This is a genomic window from Kocuria rosea, from assembly GCF_006094695.1.
Lineage (GTDB): Bacteria > Actinomycetota > Actinomycetes > Actinomycetales > Micrococcaceae > Kocuria > Kocuria rosea.
The window spans coordinates 3,723,645-3,743,109 of sequence record NZ_CP035103.1 but is presented as its reverse complement, the minus strand read 5'-3'; the positions used below and the strand labels follow the sequence as shown (position 1 = coordinate 3,743,109).

Genomic DNA, 19,465 nt, shown 5'->3' with positions numbered 1-19,465 from the left:
TCACATCTCGATCCGGTGGGCCTCCCGCAGGTTCACGAAGCGCTCGGGGTTCGAGGTCAGCACGATCACCTGGGTCCGCTCCCCGGCGGTGGTGATGGCCGAGGCCAGCCGGCGGAGCCGCTGCGGGTCGGAGTGGCCCAGGGCGTCGTCGAGCAGCACCGGCACCCCGTCCTCCGGGTCCACGAGCAGGGCGGTGGCGAGCCGGATGAGGATCACCAGCTGCTCCTTGGCCCCGGTGGAGAGGGAGTGGAAGGGCAGCCAGTCGCCGTCGAGCTTGCGCTGCTCCACCTCCAGGGACCCGCTCACCTGGACCTCGAAGTCCGGGCCGTAGACCGACCGGCCGAGGTGCTCCACCTCGGTGCGGAACGGCTGGACGTACTGGGCGTGGGCGCGCTCGCGGTGCTCCAGCAGCGTCCGCTCCAGGAGCAGGGCGGCCTCGGCCCGCCGCTCGATCCCGGCGAGGTGGCGCCGGGCGGCCTCGAGCCGTGTCTCGGCCTGGTCGTGGGCCAGCTGCACCCGGTCCCGGCCCATGCCCTCGAGCCGGCCCGCCAGGGACTGGTGGCGGCCCCGCCGCTCGCCCAGCAGGGAATCGAGCCCCTTGATCTCGTCCGCGACGTGCTGCTGGTCGGCGAGCACCCTCTCCGCGTCGAGGCCGGCAAGGGCCGCCTCGTGCCCGTCGATCTCCGCCTGGACGGCGGCCAGTGCCTCGGCCTCCGCGGTGGCGGCGCGGTCGAGGTCTTCGTCGAGGACCTCGCGGCGGGCGTCCTCGAGCCGGGTCCGGGAGCCGGCCAGGGCGCGCTCCTGCTCGAGCGCGGCGCCCTGGAGGGAGTGCAGCGTCGTCTGGGCGGACTGCAGAGCGGACCGGGCCGCCTGGGCGGCGGCCTCGGCGCGGAGAGCGGCGTCCTCAGCGTCATTGAGGGCGGCCTCGGTTGCCTCGACCGTCTCCTGGGCGGCGCCGGCGGTCTCCGGCAGGGGAGCGTCGTCGTCCCGTCGCTCGCCGTACTGCTCGATCGCGGCGGCGAGGCGGTCGCGGTCGTCGCGCAGCCGGCTCTCGTCCTCGCCGTCGAGCAGGCGGTCGCGCTGGGCCACGGCCTCGCGCACCTGCTGCGCCAGGTCCTGCGCTGCACGCCACTCGGCGCGGGCCGCGGCGACCGACGCGGCCCCGTGCCGCGCCAGCAGCGCGGTGAACTTCTCCCGGGCCGTGCGGGCGGCGTCCCGGCGGGCCGCGATGCCCTGCTCCGGGAAGACCCGCAGCCGCCACTCGCCGGGGATCTCGACCTCGACCTCGTCCGTCACCGGCACGGTCCACGGCTCGTCCGGGGAGACCTCCTCGGTGCTGTCGCCGCGGGTGATCGGGCGGGCGCGGCCCAGGGCGGTCAGCTCCACCCGGGCGCTGCCGGCCGCCAGCTCCGCCTCGGCCTTCTCCGCCGCCCGCTCGGCCCGCTCCAGCTCGTCCAGGACGCCCTCGTCGATCTCCGTGCCGGGACGGGCCCGCAGCTCGGCCAGCTGCGCCCGGACCGCCTCGAGGGAGTCCAGGATCTCGAGCACGCGGCGGTGGCGCTCGACGTCGTCGAGGTGCTTCCGGTCCTCCCGGGCGGAGCGGTGGGCCGCCCGGGCCTCCTGCACGGCGGTCTGGGCCGCGGTCCGGCGCTCCTCGGCCTCTTCGGCGTGCTCGTGCACCGGGGCGAGCTCCTGCTCGCAGGACCGCAGCTCCTCGGCCAGCGCCGCGCTGCGCTCCTCATCGGCGGTGAGTGCGGCCACGAGCTCCGCACGGCGGGCCGAGTGCTCCCGGGCGCGGTCGAGCCCGCCCTGGGCGGCGTCCTTCCGGCGCTGGGCCTCCTGCCGCTGCCGCTGGACGGCCTCGATCTCCGCGGCGGCACGGTCCAGTTCCGCCTTCTCCGCCCGGGCCGTCCCGAGCTTCCGGCCGGTGGCGGCGATCTCCTCCGTGAGCTCGGCGAGCTCCTCTTCGACCACCGCGATGCCCCGCAGCTCCTCGGCGGCCTCCGCGGCCGCGGTCCCGGCCGCACGGCAGTCGGTCTCGGCCTGGAGGTACTTGGCGTTCTTCTTCCGCGTCGAGGTCCAGTACCTGTCGCACTCCGCGCTCACGCGCTCCAGGAGGGAGGCGACCTCGCGGTCGTCGCCCTGGGCCTGGCCGGCGTGGCACTCCAGGGCCCGGCGCAGCGCAGCGCTGTCGGTGAGGGCGTTCTGGGTCAGTCCGCCGGCCTGCATGAAGCGCAGGGCCTTCCACAGCGCGGTGTCGGCCCCGCCCCACAGCTGCTCGGCGGCGTCGTGGGCCTCGCGGCTCGTGAGCTTGTGGCCGCTCCGGGGGCCCGAGATGTACTCCAGGGTCGTGGACGGCCGCTTCAGCCACTGCTTGGTGTAGACCACGCGGGTGGTCCCGATCGAGAACTCCGCCTCCACGAGGACGGGCACGTCCCGGCCGGCGGGCTTGGCCTCGGCGATCTTCTTGTGCCGACTGCTGTCCGGAAGCTCGATCAGCGCGTCCAGGGCGTCGATCATCGAGGTCTTGCCGATCTCGTTGCGGCCGGTCAGCACCACGACCCCCGCGTCCGGGAAGACGACCTCGCGGGCGGTCACGCCGCGGAAGTTCTCCAGCCTGAGACGGTGCAGCTTCATCGGGTCGCTCCTCCCACGAGGCGGTACAGGAGCCGGAGCGCGTCCCCGGCGGCGGGTGCGTCCGCGGACTCCGAGGCCGCCAGTTCGCGCAGCTCGGTCACGGCGTCGGCGGCGTATCCGCCGACGTCCAGGTTCTCGAACTCGTGCTCGTCCGGGATCACCACCAGGTCGGTGTGCCGCTCCCACGCGTTGAGGCTCGCGAAGATCTCCGCCTGCTCCTCGAGCAGATCGTCCAGCTGCGCGGACTCGGAGAGGTTCAGGGTGCCGGTGAAGACGGTCTTGAGGATGATCCGCTCCTTCGGGGTGAGGGCGGCGAGCTCGGCCCGCAGCGTCCCGACGTCGTCGGCGCCGTCGAGCTGCCGGGTGAGGACGCGGTGCTCCCACTGGCCCACCTCGTGGGAGGTGACCTCCACGGTGCTCCCGTCCAGCGCCACCTCGAGCACGTGGCCGCGGCCGTGCTCGCGGAAGCCCGTGGACTCGTGGGTGCCGGAGTAGTGGATCGCGCCGCGGTCGTCCTCGGGCCAGCGGATGTGCCGGTCGCCCAGCGCCACGTAGTGGATCGCACCGCGGGCCAGGGCCTCGTCCAGGGGCGAGCGCCGCACGGTGACCTGGGAGGTGCGGTCCGGGTCCAGCTCGTCCAGCATCCCGTGGCCGACGACGACGCGCAGCGTCCCGTCCGGCTCCAACCCCTCGAGGGCCGGGGCGACCGAGTCCGCGTCGGGCCGCTTGCTGCGCCAAGGCGCGGCCACCAGCTCCACGCCGTCGGCGACCGGCCAGGGGCCCACCTCGTCCAGGAGCACGACGTTGTCCGGCCTCGCGCCGACGAACGAGTCCTGGGCGTAGATCGACCCCGGCCCGAGCGGGTCGTGGTTGCCGGGCAGCAGGTACACCGGCAGCCCCACCGAGCCCATGGCGTCCAAGGCGCGCCCGACGTCCCGGCGGCTGAGGTTGGCGTGCTCGAAGACGTCGCCGGCCACCACCACGAACGCGCATCCCCGGGCGCGGGCCAGCTCCCCGATGCGGCGGATCGTCTCGACCCGGTCGCCCGTGTACCGGGACTGGGCCTCGCCCTCGAGGTAGTGCCGGGTCATGCCCAGCTGCCAGTCGCTCGTGTGGAGGAATCGGATGCTCGTCATCGAGGCTCCTCGTGCGGTCGGGGGGTGCTCTCCCAGGGGTGGGTCCAGTGCCACGCTATCGGGATCGGCGGACACCGAAGGCCCCGGCACCCCGGCGTGTGCTTCGATGGGGCTCATGGAGCCGAGCAACCGGAACGACCTGTGGGCTGCCATCCACGCCGAGCGCGCGCGCCTGGCCGAGGACCTGGCCGGACTGGACGAGGCGCAGTGGGCGGCGCCGTCCCTGTGCGGGCGTTGGACCGTGGAGGACGTCGTCGCGCACCTGACCGCGGCCGCGAGCATCGGCCGGCTCCGCTGGCTCCGGAGCGTGCTGGGCGCCCGCTTCGACTTCGACCTGCACAACCAGCGCCGCCTCGAGGAGCACCGGGGCGCCACTCCGGCCGAAACGCTCCAGGGGTTCCGGGCCGTGGCCGGCAGCACCGCGGCGCCCTCCAAGGACACCGCGGCGTGGCTGGGGGAGGTCGTGGTCCACGGCCAGGACGTCCGCCGGCCGCTGGGGCTGCCGCGCACGCCGCCGGTCGGGACCGTGACCGCGGTGGCGCGGTTCTACGTGGGCAAGGACTTCGCGGTGCCCAGCCGCAGCGCCGCCCAGGGCCTCCACCTGGTGGCCACCGACGGTCCGTTCGAGTCCGGCGCCGGGCCCCTGGTCAGCGGGACCACGCTGGCGATCGTCATGGCGCTGGCCGGCCGCGCGGCGTACTGCGACGACCTGACCGGCGAGGGCATCTCGATCCTGCGGTCCCGCTGCTCGCTCGCCTGAGCGCGTTTCTCCGAGCGCGTTTCTCCGAGCGGGGGACACCGGCGGTGCCCATGGGGCGCGGGGTGGAGCCGTCCGGAATGTCCGGATCTGTGGGACGGTCGTCCGGTCGGACGCTGGGCATTCCGCCACCGGTGGGAGAGAGTGAGGAGAGGGTCGGCCGCGCGCCGGTCCCGCACGACACCACACACCCGAGCAGAGGAGACACCTTGGCCGAGACCATCGCCGGCATCACCGTTCCCGACTCCGCCCTCGTCCTAGAGACCACCGAGCTGGTCCGGCGAGCCGCCGACGAGAGCCTGTTCAACCACTCCCGCCGCGTCTTCCTCTTCGGCATGCTCAAGTCCGCCGCGCGCGGGCTCGAGGTGGACCCGGAGCTCGCCTACGTGGGCGCGATGTTCCACGACCTCGGGCTCACCGACGAGTACCGCACCCGGGACCAGCGCTTCGAGATCGACGGTGCCGCGGCGGCGCAGGCGTTCCTGCGCGACCACGGCCGCTCTGCCGAGGAGGCGCGCAACGTGTGGCTGGCGATCGCCCTGCACACCACGCCGGCCATCCCGCTGCACCTAGAGCCCGAGGTCGCTGTGGTCACCCTCGGCGTCGAGACCGACGTGCTGGGCCTGGACCTGGACCAGATCTCCGAGGAGCACCGCGCCGAGGTCGTCGCCGCGCACCCCCGGCCGGACTTCAAGAACAAGATCCTCCGCGCGTTCTACGACGGCATGGCCGACCGGCCCGAGACCACCTTCGGCACCATGAACGACGACGTGCTCGCCCACTTCGACCCCGACTTCCACCGGGAGGACTTCGTGCGCATCATCCAGGAGAACGCCTGGCCCGAGTGAGCCCGAGCGCACCGGCGGTGGGGAAGAGCGGGGCCGCGACGACCGGTTCCCGGCGGGTGGTGTTCCTCGTGTTCGACGGCGTGAAGATGCTCGACGTCGCCGGCCCGGCCGAGGTCTTCGCCGAGGCCAACACCCTGGGCGCCGACTACGCGCTGAGCTACGCCTCGCCGTCCGGGGAGCCGGTGCGCACCTCCGTCGGGGCCCTGCTGCCGGTGGACGCGCCCGTCGCCGAGCTGTCCGACGCCGACACGCTGATCGTCGCCGGCGGTGACGGCCTCGTCTCCGCGCCGCTGCCCGAGGAGCTCGTCGACGCCGTCCGCGCATCCGGAACCCGGCCCCGGCGGCTGGTCTCCATCTGCACCGGGTCCTTCGTGCTCGCCGCCGCAGGGGTGCTCTCCGGCCGGCGGGCCACCACGCACTGGCGCCACGCCGAGCTCCTGGCGCGGGCGCACCCCGACGTCCGGGTGGAGCCGGACGCGCTGTTCGTCGAGGACAACGGGGTGTTCACCTCGGCCGGGGTCTCCGCCGGCATCGACCTGGCCCTTGCCCTCGTCGAGCGGGACCACGGGCCGGAGCTCGCCCGGGACGTCGCCCGCGGCCTGGTGATGTTCATGCAGCGCCCCGGCGGCCAGTCCCAGTTCTCCGCCCCGCTGCAGGCCCCGCCCCCGCGGACACCGGTGCTGCGCGCCGCCGTCGACCGGGTCTGCGCCCAGCCCGCCCTGGACCACAGCGCCGAGGCGCTGGCCGCCGCCGTCGGTGTCAGCTCCCGCCACCTCTCCCGGCTCTTCGCCGCCGAGCTGCAGAGCACCCCGGCCAAGTTCGTGGAACGCACCCGCCTGGACCACGCCAAGGGCCTCCTGGACGCCGGGCACAGCATCGCAGAGACCGCCCGCGCCGCCGGCTTCGGCAGCACCGAGACCCTGCGCCGGACGTTCGTGGCCCGGTTCGACGTCTCGCCCAGCCAGTACCGCGCCCGCTTCGCCAGCACCGGCACTGAGGACCGGCCCCGCTGAACGGTGCCGCCCACCGTGCACCGCAACGGGGCGGTCACACCGTTGTGCCGATCGGAGGGCGGGGGGAGCATGGAGACCCGGCCCGCCGAAGCTCCAGGAGTTCCCGTGGCGTACAAGTTCTTCCCCCACATCCCCGTCGCCGACCTGGAGCGCTCGCGGTCCTTCTACCAGGCCCTGGGCTGGCGGACGGCCCCCGGCATGGCCGAGGGGCACAGCCTGATCCTGGACCTCGGGGAGGACTTCGGGGTCACGCTCGTCGAGCGGCGGTTCATGCAGCAGGCCGTCGGCGAGGACCAGGAGCTCGCGGATCCCCGCCGGACGGTGAGCGGCAGCTTCGCCCTGCTCGTCGACATCCCCGAGGAGGTCGACGCCCTGGTCGAGCGGGCGGTCGCCGCCGGCGCCACCGCGGGGCACCGCAAGGATGACAGCTACACGAGCCACCGGGTGTTCGCCGACCCGGACGGCCACCGGTGGAACATCGTGTGGGCGGACCCGATCGTGACGACCCGGGAATGAGGCCCGCTCCGGACGACGAGCCCGGACGCACCGTGGCCGGAGGTCTCAGGTCGGAGCCCCGCCCGGAGCGAGATTCACCGGATTCACCGACGTTCACAGGGGTCGTGAACGGTGCGGGGGAGCGCCGGCATCCGGCCGGTCCGGTCGGCGCCGTCGTGCCCCCGTCCCGGCTCATCCGCGCCGGTAGGCGTGGCCCATCTCGGTGTGGGACCAGCGGGTCTCGATCCGGGCGTCGCCGCTGCGCCGCACGGCCTCGGCGGTCTCCCGGTCCAGCTCGGAGCGCCACTCCTCGATGGTGAGCAGGTCGGAGGAGCGCAGCAGCGGCTGCCGGTAGATGTTCAGGGCCCGGGTCACCTCGCCCTGCTCGAGGGCGGTCCGCAGCTGCAGGACGTCGCTGGTGACGGCGGACGGATCGGCGAAGCGGTAGGGGCCGGTGGTGATCACCGCCCCGAGCCGGCGGCGGACCCGGTGGATCTCCGTGCGGACCGTGCCGGGGGTGCCGTGCTCGCCGTAGAGCTCGTAGGCCATCTCCTCGGCGCTCCACCCGCGCTCGCGCAGGCTGAGCAGCGCGAGGATCTCCGCAGAGCGCGTCGGCAGGGGGAACCAGTCCCCGCCGCCCACCCGGGCCGCGGCCGGCTCGGCGAGCAGGCGCAGCTCCAGGGGAGGCGTGCCGGTCGTGCCAGCGGGGTGCCGTGGGTCCGTCCGGGCGGCGAGCAGCGTCTCGACGACGCGCGCGGCCGAGCGGACCAGGGCCCTGGTGTCCGGGGTGGCGGTGCCCCGCGGCCCGGACAGGTCGATGACGCCGAGCACCTCCCCGCTGCCCGGGTGGCGCACCGGGGCGGACGTGCAGTCCCAGGCGCTGTGGGACCGGGCGAAGTGCTCCGTGCCCCGCAGCTCCTCCGCGGCCCCGCTGCGCAGCGCCTGGGCGATCGCGTTGGTGCCCACGCCGTGCTCGTCCCAGCCGGCGCCCTCGACGAAGCCGAGCCCGTCGGCGCGTCCCAGCGGCGAGCGTCCCCCGCGCCGCCACAGCACGGTGCCGTCGGGGCCCGTGAGGACGGCGACCCGGGCCTCGGCGGCATCACGGACGACGCCCAGGAGGTCGGCGACGACGTCGACGTGCGCCCCCAGTGGGGAGAGTGCGCGCAGCTGCTCGACCTCGTGGTCCGGGAGCACCTCCCGCGGGCCGTCCAGGTCGCGGGACATGCCCCGGGCGGCGCACCGCTCCCACGCCGAACGCACCCGTTCCGGTGTCCTCGCCGATCCGCAGCTGTCCACAGCGCGCTCCTCCGTCCTCTGCGTCCGTCCCGATGTCACGGGGCCCGTCACGGCGTCCGTCCTGATGCAACGCCGGGGAAACCCCCTCGGCCCCACAGTGGTGACACGCATCACATCGGACCCTATGCCACTGGGCGTCCGGCGTACACCGAGGAGGAACCATGACCACGATCGACACCGGCGTGGGAGCCGGCACGGACACCGCCCGCTCCTGGCTGGCCGCCCTGGAGGACGCCCTCGCGGCCGGCAACGCGGACGCCGCGGCTGAGCTGTTCGCGGAGGAGAGCTACTGGCGCGACTTCCTGGCGTTCACCTGGAACCTGAAGACACTGGAGGGCCGCGAGCAGATCTGCCGGATGCTCGCGCAGACCCTGCCGCACGTCCGGCCCTCCGGGTGGGAGGTCGAGGGCGAGCCCACCGAGGCGGACGGGGTGACGGAGTGCTGGGTGCGCTTCGAGACCTCCGCCGGCTCCGGGTGGGGCTACCTGCGGCTGCGCGACGGGAAGGCGTGGACCCTGCTGACCACCCTGCAGGACCTGCGCGGCTTCGAGGAGCAGAAGGGGCCGCGCCGGGACCGCGGGGTGGTCCACGAGATCACCCGCGAGCGCACCACCTGGCTGGAGCGGCGCCGGGCGCGGGAGGAGGCCCTCGGCCGGACGGAGCAGCCGTACTGCCTCGTCGTCGGCGGCGGCCAGGGCGGGATCGGCCTGGCCGCGCGGCTGCAGCGCCTCGGCATCCCCACGATCGTGGTGGACAAGCACGAGAAGGCCGGGGACGCCTGGCGCAACCGCTACAAGTCCCTGCACCTGCACGACCCGGTCTGGTACGACCACATGCCCTACCTGCCGTTCCCGGACGACTGGCCGGTGTTCCCTGCCAAGGACAAAGTCGCCGACTGGCTGATGCACTACGCCGACATCATGGAGCTGAACTACTGGGCGAGGACCGAGTGCCGGTCGGCCGAGTGGGACGAGCAGACCGGGACCTGGACCGTCGTCGTCGACCGCGACGGCGAGGAGGTCGTGCTGCACCCCACCCAGCTGGTCTTCGCGCTGGGCGTCTCCGGGTACCCGAGGATCCCCGACTTCCCGGGCGCCGACGTCTTCCGGGGCGCGCAGCACCACTCCTCCGCCCACGCCGGCGGCGACGACTGGGCGGGCAAGCGGGCCGTGGTCATCGGGTCCAACAACTCCGCCCACGACATCTGCGCGGACCTCTGGGAGCACGGGGCCGAGGTCACCATGGTCCAGCGCTCCTCGACCCACATCTCCCGCAGCGAGTCGCTCATGGACCTCGTCCTGAAGCCGCTCTACTCCGAGGACGCGCTGGAGGCCGGCATCACCACGGAGAAGGCGGACATGCTGTTCGCGTCCTGGCCGTACCGGGTCCTGCCGGACGTCCAGCGGCCCGCGTTCGAGGCGATGGCCGAGCGGGACCGCGAGTTCTACGACGCGCTCGAGGCGGCCGGCTTCGACCTCGACTTCGGGGAGGACGGCTCCGGGCTGTTCCTGAAGTACCTGCGCCGGGGCTCCGGGTACTACATCGACGTGGGCGCCTCGCAGCTGATCATCGACGGGCGGGTCCAGCTGGCCACCGGCCAGGTCGACCGGCTCACGGAGGACGCGGTGGTGCTCGACGACGGGACCGAGCTGCCGGCGGACCTGGTCGTCCACGCCACCGGCTACGGGTCCATGAACGAGTGGCTCGCGGACCTGATCTCCCCGGAGGTCGCCGACCGGGTGGGCAAGTGCTGGGGCTACGGCTCCGACACCACCCGGGACCCCGGGCCCTGGGAGGGCGAGCTGCGGAACATGTGGAAGCCCACCAACGTGGAGAATCTCTGGATCCACGGCGGGAACCTGCACCAGAGCAGGCACTACTCCAAGTACCTCGCCCTGCAGCTCAAGGCCCGGATGGAGGGCCTTCCCACCCCGGTGTTCGAGCTCGCGGAGTCCCACCACCCCCGGTGATGCCGGCCCGGGCGCGTTGACGGGGCGCCGGGACGGATCGACCGTTCCGGCGCCCCGTCCGCGGGCGGCCGGGACAACTCCCCGGTGGGAGGGGATTGTCCGGTGCCCCGGTCGAGGTGATGATGGAGATGGCCCGCCGCGGTCGGCCCGCGCGCTGTGGCCCAGGAAGGACATCTCATGCCTGCCCACCATCGGGCTTCTGCTCCTCTGCCCGCTCTCCCTCCGGCCGCTCCGCCGGTGACGTCCTCGGTCGGCGGCCCGCGATGAGCGGCGTCGTGCGCCACGAGGCGACGGTCACCAGTTCGGAGGCGGTGCGGGCACTGTTCCAGGACGTCGGCGTGCCCTTCTCCTTCGAGCCCATCGGCGAGGCCTTCAGCTACCAGCAGCGCCACGACGGCGACGACAGCCTCACCGTGGTCCAGCTCGACCTCGACGGCGCCTACTCCGCGTGGGGCGAGACCGAGGTGTTCTGTGCCGCGGACGTGCGCGCGGCCCGCTACGACTGGCGGACCCGCGACGAGACCGGCAGCGGGACGCGGGGGCCGGCGCTGTTCCGCCCCGGCGACCCGGTCCTCGTCGTGGGCGCCGCGGTGCGGGTCACCAACATCAACCTCGCGCCCCGGCTGCTGCAGGAGGTCGCCGAGACCGTCTACGGCACGGACGGACTGCCGGTGCGCTTCGCCTCCGTGGAGCCGGTCAGTCCTCGGCTGGGCGAGTACTGGACCCGGCTGTCACGGGTCGCCCGCGAGGCCGTGAACTCCGGCGCCTTCGACGCGGACCTCGTCCGCGCCGACCTCACCCGTCACCTGGCCGTGGCCGCCCTGGAGTGCTTCCCGCTGGCCGGGGACCCGCGGGAGCGGACCCTCTCCATGGAGGCCCAGGCCCGCCGGTACCGGATCGCGGCCCGGTTCCTCGACGACCACGCGTCCCTGCCCATCAGCGTGGAGGACGCCGCCCGTGCGGCGGGAACCACCACGCCCGCGCTCGTCCGGGCGTTCCGTGCCAACCACCCGCTGGGCCTGCACCCGCTGCAGTACCTGCGCCGGGCGCGCCTGGCGGCGGCCCACGCGGACCTGGTCGCGGGCGATCCGTCCGCGGGGGACACGGTGCGGGAGATCGCGCTGCGGTGGGGCTTCGCCCACCAGGGCCGCTTCGCGGCGGCCTACCGCCGCGTCTACGGGGTCAACCCCCGGGAGGTCCTCGACCGGTAGTGCCGGCCGGCGCGGGTCACTCCTCGAGCTTCCGGGCCTGTTCATCCCAGGCGGCGCGGGCGTCCCGGCCCGCGGTGGGGTGGTGGGTCTCCCGCAGGGCGCGGAGCGCGGCGGTGCGCTGCTGGGCCAGGGCCTCCGCGGCGGCCCTCGTGGCGGCGTCCTCGCGAGCCTGGGCCCGGGCGGCGGTCACGGCGTCCATGATGAGGTCCACACCCAGGGCGCCGCCCTCCAGGTAGGCGGTGCGGACCTGCCGGTCCGGGTGGTACAGGTACTGGTCGTTGACCTGGCCGAGGGCGGTGTCGAACTCGGCGTCCGTCAGGTCGGAGATCATGGCGACCACCCGGTCCAGGCGGGCGTCCAGCTGGTCGAGCAGGTCGTGCCGCCGGGCGCCGCGGCGCAGGGACCACAGCGCGCGGCCGTGCGTGCGGAGCCGGTCCACGTCCCAGTCCGCCTGCGGCACCACGGACAGGGTGCCCGTGAGGAGCCGGGGATCCCGGGAGTCCTCCGGCGGGGGCAGGGAGCGGAGGTGCCACGAGATCCAGGCCGTGCGCATGTTGGACGCCCCGGCCGCCCGAGCCTCCTCCACCGACGTCCGCCCGGTCTGCGGGCCGGCGAGCGGCGGCCCGGCGTCGTCGTCCTCGGGCGCGTCCTGCCCGGCGGCGCGGGTCCGGCTCGTGATGACACCGGCGCTGAGCCAGATCAGCAGGCCGAGCAGGACCAGGCCGAGGAGGGCCACCCCGCCGAGGAGCACGAACCGGAACAGGCCGACGGCGACCACAACGGCGATCAGGGCCACCACCCAGACGGCGGCTCCGCTGCTGCTCCCGGTGTTGTTCATGACGGCCCCCGAACGACCACGTGCGAGTTGGGCGCCCATTCTACCGCCGCGTCGGCTGCCGCACGGGGTCCCTCAGGTCGCCTTCGCGTGCGTGGAGGCGTCCCGGTAGTCGGTGTACATGTACGGGTTGTCCAGGATCTTGGTCTCGGGGATGTCGGGGTTCATGCCCTTCGCCCAGGCCTCCTCCCCGAGGGTCGAGCGCAGGTGCTCCACGGTCGCCTCGACCTTCGAGCGCAGGGACCGCAGGTCGACGTCGAGCAGGCGGTGCTCGTGCTTGACCGTCCGGCCGTTGACCAGGACGGTGTGCACGTCGCCGCGGCCGGCCTGCAGCGCCACGTGACCGTACGGGTTGAGCATCGGGAAGGACGCGGGTGAGGTGTCGTTCTTGATGAGCACCACGTCGGCCTTCTTCCCGGGCTCGAGGCTGCCCACCGCGTGGTCCAGGGACAGCGCGGTGGCCCCGCCGCGGGTGGCCCATTCGACGACGTGCTCGGCGCGCAGGGCTGAGTGCGTCACGGTCTCGCCGGCCTCGTGGGCGCGCAGGTGCTCGTAGGAGCGGTCGGCGCCGAGCGTGGCGCGCATCGCGACGAACAGGTCGCTGCTGAACCACACGCTCGTGTCGATGGACAGCGACATCGGGATGTCGTGCTGGCGCAGCACCCAGGACGGCGGGTAACCCTGGCCGCAGCTCTGCTCGCTCTCCGTGGAGAGGGACACGGACCCGCCCGTGGCGCCGATGCGCTGGTAGGAGTCGTGGCTGAGGGTCGCGGCGTGGACGTAGACCGTGCCGGGGGTCATGAAGCCGTGCTCGTGCATGAGCCGCACGCCGTCGTCGTTGGTGGCGCCCCAGACCCCGGCGTGCGTGGTCACGGGGAGGTCCAGTTCCCGGGCCACCTCGAAGGCGCCCTTCTCGGGGAAGGACGGGTCGCCGGTGACGTCGAAGGCCAGCTGGAACTTCAGCATGTCGGAGCGCGGGTTGCGCCGCTCCACGAAGTTCTTGAAGTCCGGGGAGGCGGTCCACTCGGCGGGTCCGGCGAAGATGTTGCCGGGGGCGAAGACGAAGCGCCCGCCGGTCCCCTCGAGCGCCTCCAGCGCGGCCTCGGCATGGTCCAGGGTGCTCAGCCCGTGGGACCAGTCCACGCTGGTGGTCACGCCCGCGTCCAGGGCGTCGTAGGCCGAGAGCAGGTTGCCCGCGGCGATGTCCTCGGGGCGGAAAGCGGTCCCGTGCTCCAGGTAGTACCAGACGAAGTACTGGGTGAGCGTCCAGTCGGCGCCGTACCCGCGCATCGCGGTCTGCCACATGTGCCGGTGCGTGTCGATCATGCCCGGCATGATCACGCCCCCGGCGGCGTCGATCTCGAAGGTGCCCTCGGGCACCTGCAGCGCGTGGCCGACGGCCTCGATGTTCTCGCCGACGACAAGGACGTCGGCGTCGGCGAGCACCCGCTTGGACGCGTCCATCGTCAGGACGGTGCCGTGGCGGAACACGACGGGCTGGCCGGGGGCGGGAGTACGGGTTTCAGCGGTCACGGTCGACTCCTAGGTGGTGGGTGCTGCGGAACGGGCGGGAAGGTCGAGGAGGGTGCGGGTGGGGTCGCCCCCGGGCTGCGGCGGGCTCACCCCGGACGAGGAGCGGGGCTGCGGCGGAGGACGACCCACAGGAAGAGCAGAGCCGCGCCTGCGGCCAGCAGGAACGCGGCCACGCCGGTCCCGGTGCCGCCGAGGAACGGGGCCAGTCCCGGCGAGACGCCGCCGAGCCACGCGTCCACGGACCAGGCGCCCGCGCCGGTGAAGGCCAGGACGAGGGCGGCCACGGCGAGCACGTACGGGTACTCGCCGCCCTTCCGGGCGTTCCAGAACGAGCCGGCGCTGAGCTGCGAGGTGGCCCCGGCCACGGCCATCGTCCCGGCCGCGGCCGCCGCCCCGAGCGGGGTGAGCGCACCGAGCAGGAGGGAGATCCCGGCCAGGGCCTCGGTGATGGAGGCCACGAGCACCATGACACGCCCCGGGCGCAGCCCCAGGGACTCGAAGGCCCCGGCCATGACCGTCAGTCCCAGGCCCTGGAACCAGCCCAGCGACTTCTGTGCGGCGTGGGCCAGGAGGACCAGGCCCAGCAGGACCCGGAGGAGCAGGATTCCCTCGTCCACGGCGACCTCGTTCCGTCCGGGCCGGCTACAGGGCGACGGACGGGTAGGTCTGCCCGGTCCAGGCCTCGAGCTTCTTCGCCCAGTCCCGCTGGTAGGACAGCGGACCCTGGTCCTGCGCCCAGTCCTCGTCGAAGAGGCCGATGAACAGGGTGAGGTAGAGGAAGAAGTGGGCGCCGTAGCCGAACAGCCACTCGTAGTCGTAGGTCTCCAGGGCGCGGCGCTCGTCCTCGGTGAAGGAGAGCCAGGTGGTCCGCTCCGCGGCATTGAGCCGGGTCCCGACCTCCGCCTCCCACGCCGTGATGGTCGCCACCGGGTCGGCCTTGTACCGGGCCACCCACGCGGGGTCGCGGTCCACGGTGTAGAGGAACTTGTTGACGTAGTACTTGCTCATGCCGAAGCGCCTTCCTTCGAGGTGTCCTGCACGGTGACCTGCGCCGTGTCGTCCGCGGTGCCGGTCGCGCTGTCCGCGGGGGCGAGGACGGGGCCGAGGACGGCCCCGGAGGACTCGGCGGCCCGCGCAGCGGCGGCGGACAGCTTTTCGGTCCTCGCCGGGTACCAGGTCATGAACATCTCCCGGGTGTGGAAGAGGTCCAGCTGGTCCACGTAGTCGGCCTCCTCGGGGCCTGCGATGCCCATCATGAGGATCAGGTCCATGAACCCGTGGGTGGCGTTGCCGGCCGCGGCCATGGACTCGTGGGTGACGTCGGCCAGGATCGCCTCGATGTTGCCGGTGGACAGCCACTCGATGGCTCGGGCGTCGAAGTCCGGGTCCGGGCCGTGCTCGCCGAACATCCGCGGCCCGCCCAGTTCCAGGGACAGGTGGCCGGTGCCGATGGCCGCGACCTTCTTGTCGGAGGGCCAGGCGTCGATGATCTTGCGGATCGCCCGTCCCAGGTCCCAGAACCGCTTCGGCGAGGGCAGGGGCGGGGCGAAGATGTTGGTGTAGATCGGCACCACCGGCAGGTCCGCCTGCGGGCGGACGGTGATGATGGGGCAGACGATGGAGTGGTCGATCTTGAGCTCGTGACTGAAGGAGAAGTCGAAGCCGGCGTCCAGCAGCCCCTGGTGCAGGTGGTTGGACAGCTGAACGTCGCCGTCGAGCAGGTACTCGGGGAGCCCGAACTCGCGCACCTCGTTGTAGAAGGTCGCGTCGTACTTCTCCTGCTTGCCGATCAGGAAGGTCGGGTAGTTGTCCAGGAAGAACTGGTGGAAGTGGTCGGCCCCGACCATCACGAGCACGTCGGGCTCGGCGGCGGTGAGGGTCTCGCGGTAGGCCTCGACCTTGCGCTGCCACTCGTCGGCCTGCGGCATCCGGTGCTCCGAGTGGTCGGTGGTGGCCCTGAGGTAGAACGGGTGGTGGGTGCTGGCCAGCACGGCCGTCAGATCAGCCATTGGTCGTCTTCTCCTGCTCGGGCGATTCGGGGTCTCAGGCGTTCGGGGCTTCGCCGGGGGCGACGTAGACGGCGTGGCGGTCCACGGTCATGTAGATGTCCTGGGCGATCGGACGGCGCTTCTCCTCGGCGATCTGGCCCAGCAGTCCGGCGGAGCGGGCCAGGAGGGCGAAGCCGCGCAACAGGTCGGTGGGCAGGCCGAGATCGGCCAGCGCCGCTCCGCAGACCCCGGCGCCGTTGAGCGGGAGGTTCCGCCCCAGGATCGGCCCGCTCATCCGCCCGATCGCCTCGAACAGCCGCAGGTGCGGGCCGCGCAGGCCCTCCTCCTGGGCGATGCCGATGAGCACCGGGGTCCGCGGGTCGCCGTCCTTGTGGTTGGGGTGGCCCAGCCCGGGCACGAACTTCCCGGCCGCCTTCTGGGCGCGGATGGCCTCGGCGGCCATGTCGTCCCAACCGGCCTCCGTGTCCGGCAGCTCGCCCTCGTGGGCGGCGAGGGTGGCGGCGAGGAACTGCCCGCAGTCCTCGGTCACGCCCAGGAAACGGGACCCGCCGCCCAGCAGGCCGGCCGCCATCGCGCCCTGGACGGAGTCCGGAGCGCTGAGGTAGGTGACCCGGGCGGTGATGGCGGTGGGGGTGAAGCCGTGGTCGGCCAGGGCCACGAGCACGGACTCGAAGACCCGCACCTCGCCCGGGGTCGGCCGGCGCATCGCCACCAGCCAGAACGCCAGCTCGCCGAAGCCGACCTTGCCCATGAGGTCCTGGGCGAGGTCCTGGCCCAGGAGCCGGATCTCCGTGGCGCTCGAGGTGCCCAGCGAGGTGGGGAAGCGCAGCGTCGGCTCGGGGTCGGGGGTCATCGGTTCTCCTCCTGGGGTCCGAGGGGCGTGGTGGCTCTCGGGCTGCTGAGCCAGGCGCGGACCTGCTCGGTGTGCTCGCCCAGCTCCGGCGGGGCGAGGTCGTAGCGCGGTGGGGTGACGGAGAACGTCACCGGGTGGCGGACGACCGGCACGGCCCGCTCGCCCTCCCCGGCGGTGACCACCGGCTCCAGGCCCAGCTCCTTGGCGTACTCCACGCCCTGCCCGATCGTGTTGATGGGTCCGTTCGGCACGCCGACCGCGTTGAGCGCGGCGAACCAGTGCTGGGCGGGGTGCTTCCGCAGCTGCTCCACCAGCAGGGGCCGCAGCTGCTCGCGGTGCGCGGTGCGGTCGCCGTTCTCGGCGAACCGCGGGTCCTCGGCCACCTCGGGGATGCCCAGCACGGTGCACAGCTTGCGGAACTGGGTGTTGTTGCCGGCGGTGACGATGAGGTCGTCGTCGGCGGTGGGCAGCGGCTCGTAGGGGAAGAGGCTGGGGTGGGCGTTGCCCATCCGCTGCGGCACCACTCCGCCGGCCACGTAGGCCGAGGTCTGGTTGACGAGCCCGCTCATCGCGGAGGCCATGAGGCTGGCCTCGAGCTGCTGGCCGAGCCCGGTGGCGTCCCGGTGGCGCAGGGCGGCGAGGACGGCGATGGTGGAGTGCAGCCCGGCCATGACGTCGAAGACGCTGATGCCCGCCCGGAACGGCGATCCGTCCGGGTCGCCCGTGAGGCTCATCAGGCCGGACATGGCCTGGACGATGAGGTCGTAGCCGGGCAGGGACGCGCCGGCCGCGGAGCCGAAGCCGCTGATCGAGCAGTAGACGACCTGAGGGTTGGTCTCCCGGACCGTGGCGTAGTCGAGGCCGAAGCGGCGCAGACCGCCGGGCTTGAAGTTCTCGATCACCACGTCGGCACGCCGGGCCAGCGCCTGGGCCGTGCTCAGGTCCTCCTCGTCCGTGAAGTCCAGGACCACGGACTTCTTGTTGCGGTTGATCGCGGAGTAGTACGTGGAGACCCCGTCGGGGCGGACCGGCGGAACCCAGGTGCGGGTGTCGTCCCCCGCGGGGCTCTCCACCTTGATCACCTCGGCGCCCAGATCGGCCAGCAGCATCGTGGCGTACGGGCCGGCCAGCACGCGGGAGAAGTCGGCGACCACGACCCCCTCCAGCGGGCGGGTCCCACCGCCTGGCCGGTCCTCTGTGCTGTTCACGAGCGCCTCCGAAACTCCCGCTGTCCGCGATGCGGATAGCTGTCCGTTGTGTTGGGGATCACTTTCACTCACATTCGGTGACATGTCAAGAGTCGGCGGAGGCGTCACCGGACGGTCGGGTGGCGGGTGCCTACACTGACTGGTGGCCGGGCCGCTCACCGGGGGCACGGCCACCACCACCGGAAGAGGGCGCACATGTCGGGACGCAGTGAGACCACGGGCTTCGTCGAGGCGCTCGCCCGCGGTCTGGACGTCATCCAGGCCTTCGGCTCCGACCACCCGCGGATGTCCTTGAGCGACGTGGCCTCCGCGACCGGGCTGGCGCGGCCCACCGCGCACCGGCTGCTGCTGACTCTCAAGGAGCTCGGGTTCGTGCGGCAGGTCGACCGGGAGTTCCAGCTCACCGTCCGCGTCGTCGACCTCGGGATGTCCTACGTGGACTCCCTGGGGCTGTGGGACATCGCGCGGCCCCACCTGGAGGCGCTCGTCGGCCGCACGGGGGAGTCCTCGTCCATGGCCCAGCTGGACGGCGCCGACATCGTCTACACCGCCCGGGTGTCCGTGCCCAAGATCATCGCCCTGCGCGTGGAGCTCGGCACGCGGTTCCCCGCCGCGGTGACCTCCCAGGGAAAGGTGCTGCTCGCCGGGCTCGAGCCCGCGGAGGTGCACGCCGCGCTCGACACGCCGTCCCGGTCCTCCGTCCGGATCGCACCGGTGGACCGCGAGCGGCTGCTCGAGGAGCTGGCGCTCGTGCGGGACAGGGGGTGGGCCGTGGCCGACGAGGAGCTCGCCCCCGGGGTCCGCTCCATCGCGGCCCCGGTGCTGGGCGAGGCCGGGCGCGTCCAATCCACCGTCAACATCACCGTCCACGCCGCGGAGACCCCGCTCGGGACGCTCACCGGCGAGTACCTGCCGCACCTGCTGCGCACCGCGGCCGCGATCTCCGCCGACTGGGCGCAGTGGCGCCGGCGCCCCCGCCGGGACGTCTGAGCGTCCGGGTGGGCTCGGGGGCTCAGGACCGCTGGGGGAGGCCCTCGCGGAAGACCCGCTTGAGCTCGGTCAGCTCCGGGCCGTGGCCGGTGCCCTCGGTGTTGAGCGCCGGCTGGTGCGCGGCGACCCAGTGCTGCTCGAGGGCGTCGACGTCGTCCTTCGTCCCGCACTCCGCCCAGCCGAGGAGCAGGTGCTCCTGCATCCACGCCGTGAGCCGCTGCTCGTGCGCCTCGTCGAGGACCACGCGGCCCCGCCCATCCACGGCGGCGCCGTCTCGCCAGGACGGGTCCCCGGGGAGGAGGGCGGAGAGCAGCGTGCGCCGCAGCGCGGAGGAGCGGGTGCGCCGCAGGTGCTGGCCGCTGATCCGCCGGTGGAGGTCGCGCCGGGCGCGGCCCACGTAGAGCAGCTCGGCCGTCCCTGACGAGTGGCGGAGCCGCGGCACCGCGGGCAGGTGCAGCCCGGCCGCCTCCGGGGTGGGGGAGCGGTCGGTGTCCAGCCACCAGGCGTAGACGCCGCGGGAGGGGCGGACCTCCGCCTCCGGCGGCGTGCTCAGTGGGAGCGCGGCGAGGCCGGGCTGCGTGCTCACGGATCACCACCTCCTCGGGGCGTTCTCTTCTGCAACTCTGCTTCGACTGTAGGCGCAGGAGGCGGTGGTGCCCACCCCGCCCGACTCG

Annotated in this window: 18 protein-coding genes; 7 read left to right on the top strand and 11 right to left on the bottom strand. The window is 73.4% G+C overall.

What is annotated here, in order from left to right:
- Both EQG70_RS17060 and EQG70_RS17055 read right to left on the bottom strand, forming a co-directional pair.
- Nucleotides 1-2,637, bottom strand: a complete 2,637-nt coding sequence (locus EQG70_RS17060; protein WP_109268433.1) for an AAA family ATPase — start codon at nucleotides 2,635-2,637, stop codon at nucleotides 1-3.
- Nucleotides 2,634-3,773, bottom strand: a complete 1,140-nt coding sequence (locus EQG70_RS17055; RefSeq protein ID WP_109268432.1) for a metallophosphoesterase family protein — start codon at nucleotides 3,771-3,773, stop codon at nucleotides 2,634-2,636. Before EQG70_RS17055 ends, EQG70_RS17060 begins: the two co-directional genes overlap by 4 nt.
- Nucleotides 3,774-3,879: 106 nt before the next feature.
- On the opposite strand from EQG70_RS17055, the gene EQG70_RS17050 reads away from it, so the two are divergent.
- From EQG70_RS17050 to EQG70_RS17035, 4 genes are all read left to right on the top strand, one after another.
- Entirely contained in the window at nucleotides 3,880-4,533 is a 654-nt protein-coding gene (locus EQG70_RS17050; RefSeq protein WP_109268431.1) for a maleylpyruvate isomerase family mycothiol-dependent enzyme, read from the top strand.
- A gap of 206 nt (nucleotides 4,534-4,739) precedes the next feature.
- On the top strand, nucleotides 4,740-5,378 hold the full coding sequence (locus EQG70_RS17045; protein WP_109268430.1) for an HD domain-containing protein: 639 nt from the start codon (nucleotides 4,740-4,742) through the stop codon (nucleotides 5,376-5,378).
- Nucleotides 5,375-6,391: a GlxA family transcriptional regulator gene (locus EQG70_RS17040; RefSeq protein ID WP_232035205.1), complete on the top strand. Its 1,017-nt coding sequence runs from the start codon at nucleotides 5,375-5,377 to the stop codon at nucleotides 6,389-6,391. Before EQG70_RS17045 ends, EQG70_RS17040 begins: the two co-directional genes overlap by 4 nt.
- A gap of 105 nt (nucleotides 6,392-6,496) precedes the next feature.
- Nucleotides 6,497-6,907: a VOC family protein gene (locus tag EQG70_RS17035; protein ID WP_167508928.1), complete on the top strand. Its 411-nt coding sequence runs from the start codon at nucleotides 6,497-6,499 to the stop codon at nucleotides 6,905-6,907.
- Between the two features lie 171 nt (nucleotides 6,908-7,078).
- Here EQG70_RS17035 and EQG70_RS17030 read toward each other — a convergent pair whose 3' ends face one another.
- Nucleotides 7,079-8,146, bottom strand: coding sequence for a GAF domain-containing protein (locus tag EQG70_RS17030; RefSeq protein WP_167508927.1), 1,068 nt, complete (start codon nucleotides 8,144-8,146; stop codon nucleotides 7,079-7,081).
- 197 nt (nucleotides 8,147-8,343) lie between these two features.
- On the opposite strand from EQG70_RS17030, the gene EQG70_RS17025 reads away from it, so the two are divergent.
- On the top strand, nucleotides 8,344-10,152 hold the full coding sequence (locus EQG70_RS17025; RefSeq protein ID WP_109268427.1) for a flavin-containing monooxygenase: 1,809 nt from the start codon (nucleotides 8,344-8,346) through the stop codon (nucleotides 10,150-10,152).
- A 275-nt stretch (nucleotides 10,153-10,427) separates the two neighbouring features.
- The gene (locus EQG70_RS18650) at nucleotides 10,428-11,363 is read left to right on the top strand and encodes a helix-turn-helix domain-containing protein (protein WP_109268426.1); all 936 of its coding nucleotides are present in this window, start codon (nucleotides 10,428-10,430) and stop codon (nucleotides 11,361-11,363) included.
- Between the two features lie 16 nt (nucleotides 11,364-11,379).
- On the opposite strand, the gene EQG70_RS17015 is transcribed toward EQG70_RS18650, so the two are convergent.
- The 7 genes from EQG70_RS17015 to EQG70_RS16985 form a co-directional block, all read right to left on the bottom strand.
- Nucleotides 11,380-12,201: a hypothetical protein gene (locus EQG70_RS17015; RefSeq protein ID WP_109268425.1), complete on the bottom strand. Its 822-nt coding sequence runs from the start codon at nucleotides 12,199-12,201 to the stop codon at nucleotides 11,380-11,382.
- 72 nt (nucleotides 12,202-12,273) lie between these two features.
- On the bottom strand, nucleotides 12,274-13,731 hold the full coding sequence (locus EQG70_RS17010; protein ID WP_208746224.1) for an amidohydrolase family protein: 1,458 nt from the start codon (nucleotides 13,729-13,731) through the stop codon (nucleotides 12,274-12,276).
- Nucleotides 13,732-13,817: 86 nt separating this feature from the next.
- Nucleotides 13,818-14,348, bottom strand: a complete 531-nt coding sequence (locus EQG70_RS17005; RefSeq protein ID WP_109268424.1) for a DoxX family protein — start codon at nucleotides 14,346-14,348, stop codon at nucleotides 13,818-13,820.
- Between the two features lie 25 nt (nucleotides 14,349-14,373).
- Entirely contained in the window at nucleotides 14,374-14,739 is a 366-nt protein-coding gene (locus EQG70_RS17000) for a hypothetical protein (RefSeq protein WP_109268423.1), read from the bottom strand.
- The gene (locus EQG70_RS16995; RefSeq protein WP_109268422.1) at nucleotides 14,736-15,740 is read right to left on the bottom strand and encodes a DODA-type extradiol aromatic ring-opening family dioxygenase; all 1,005 of its coding nucleotides are present in this window, start codon (nucleotides 15,738-15,740) and stop codon (nucleotides 14,736-14,738) included. The genes EQG70_RS17000 and EQG70_RS16995 overlap by 4 nt, the downstream gene beginning before the upstream one ends.
- A 34-nt stretch (nucleotides 15,741-15,774) precedes the next feature.
- Nucleotides 15,775-16,593 (bottom strand): citryl-CoA lyase, encoded by an 819-nt coding sequence (locus tag EQG70_RS16990; protein WP_109268421.1) that lies wholly within the window; start codon nucleotides 16,591-16,593, stop codon nucleotides 15,775-15,777.
- On the bottom strand, nucleotides 16,590-17,801 hold the full coding sequence (locus EQG70_RS16985) for a CaiB/BaiF CoA transferase family protein (protein ID WP_232035204.1): 1,212 nt from the start codon (nucleotides 17,799-17,801) through the stop codon (nucleotides 16,590-16,592). Before EQG70_RS16985 ends, EQG70_RS16990 begins: the two co-directional genes overlap by 4 nt.
- A gap of 195 nt (nucleotides 17,802-17,996) precedes the next feature.
- Between EQG70_RS16985 and EQG70_RS16980 the strand changes: the two genes are divergently transcribed.
- A complete protein-coding gene (locus EQG70_RS16980) occupies nucleotides 17,997-18,791 on the top strand; it encodes an IclR family transcriptional regulator domain-containing protein (protein ID WP_109268419.1) in 795 nt (264 codons plus the stop codon).
- A 22-nt stretch (nucleotides 18,792-18,813) separates the two neighbouring features.
- Here the strand turns inward: EQG70_RS16980 and EQG70_RS16975 are convergent, their stop codons facing one another.
- A complete protein-coding gene (locus tag EQG70_RS16975) occupies nucleotides 18,814-19,377 on the bottom strand; it encodes a GIY-YIG nuclease family protein (RefSeq protein WP_109268418.1) in 564 nt (187 codons plus the stop codon).
- Between the last annotated feature and the right edge of the window lie 88 nt (nucleotides 19,378-19,465).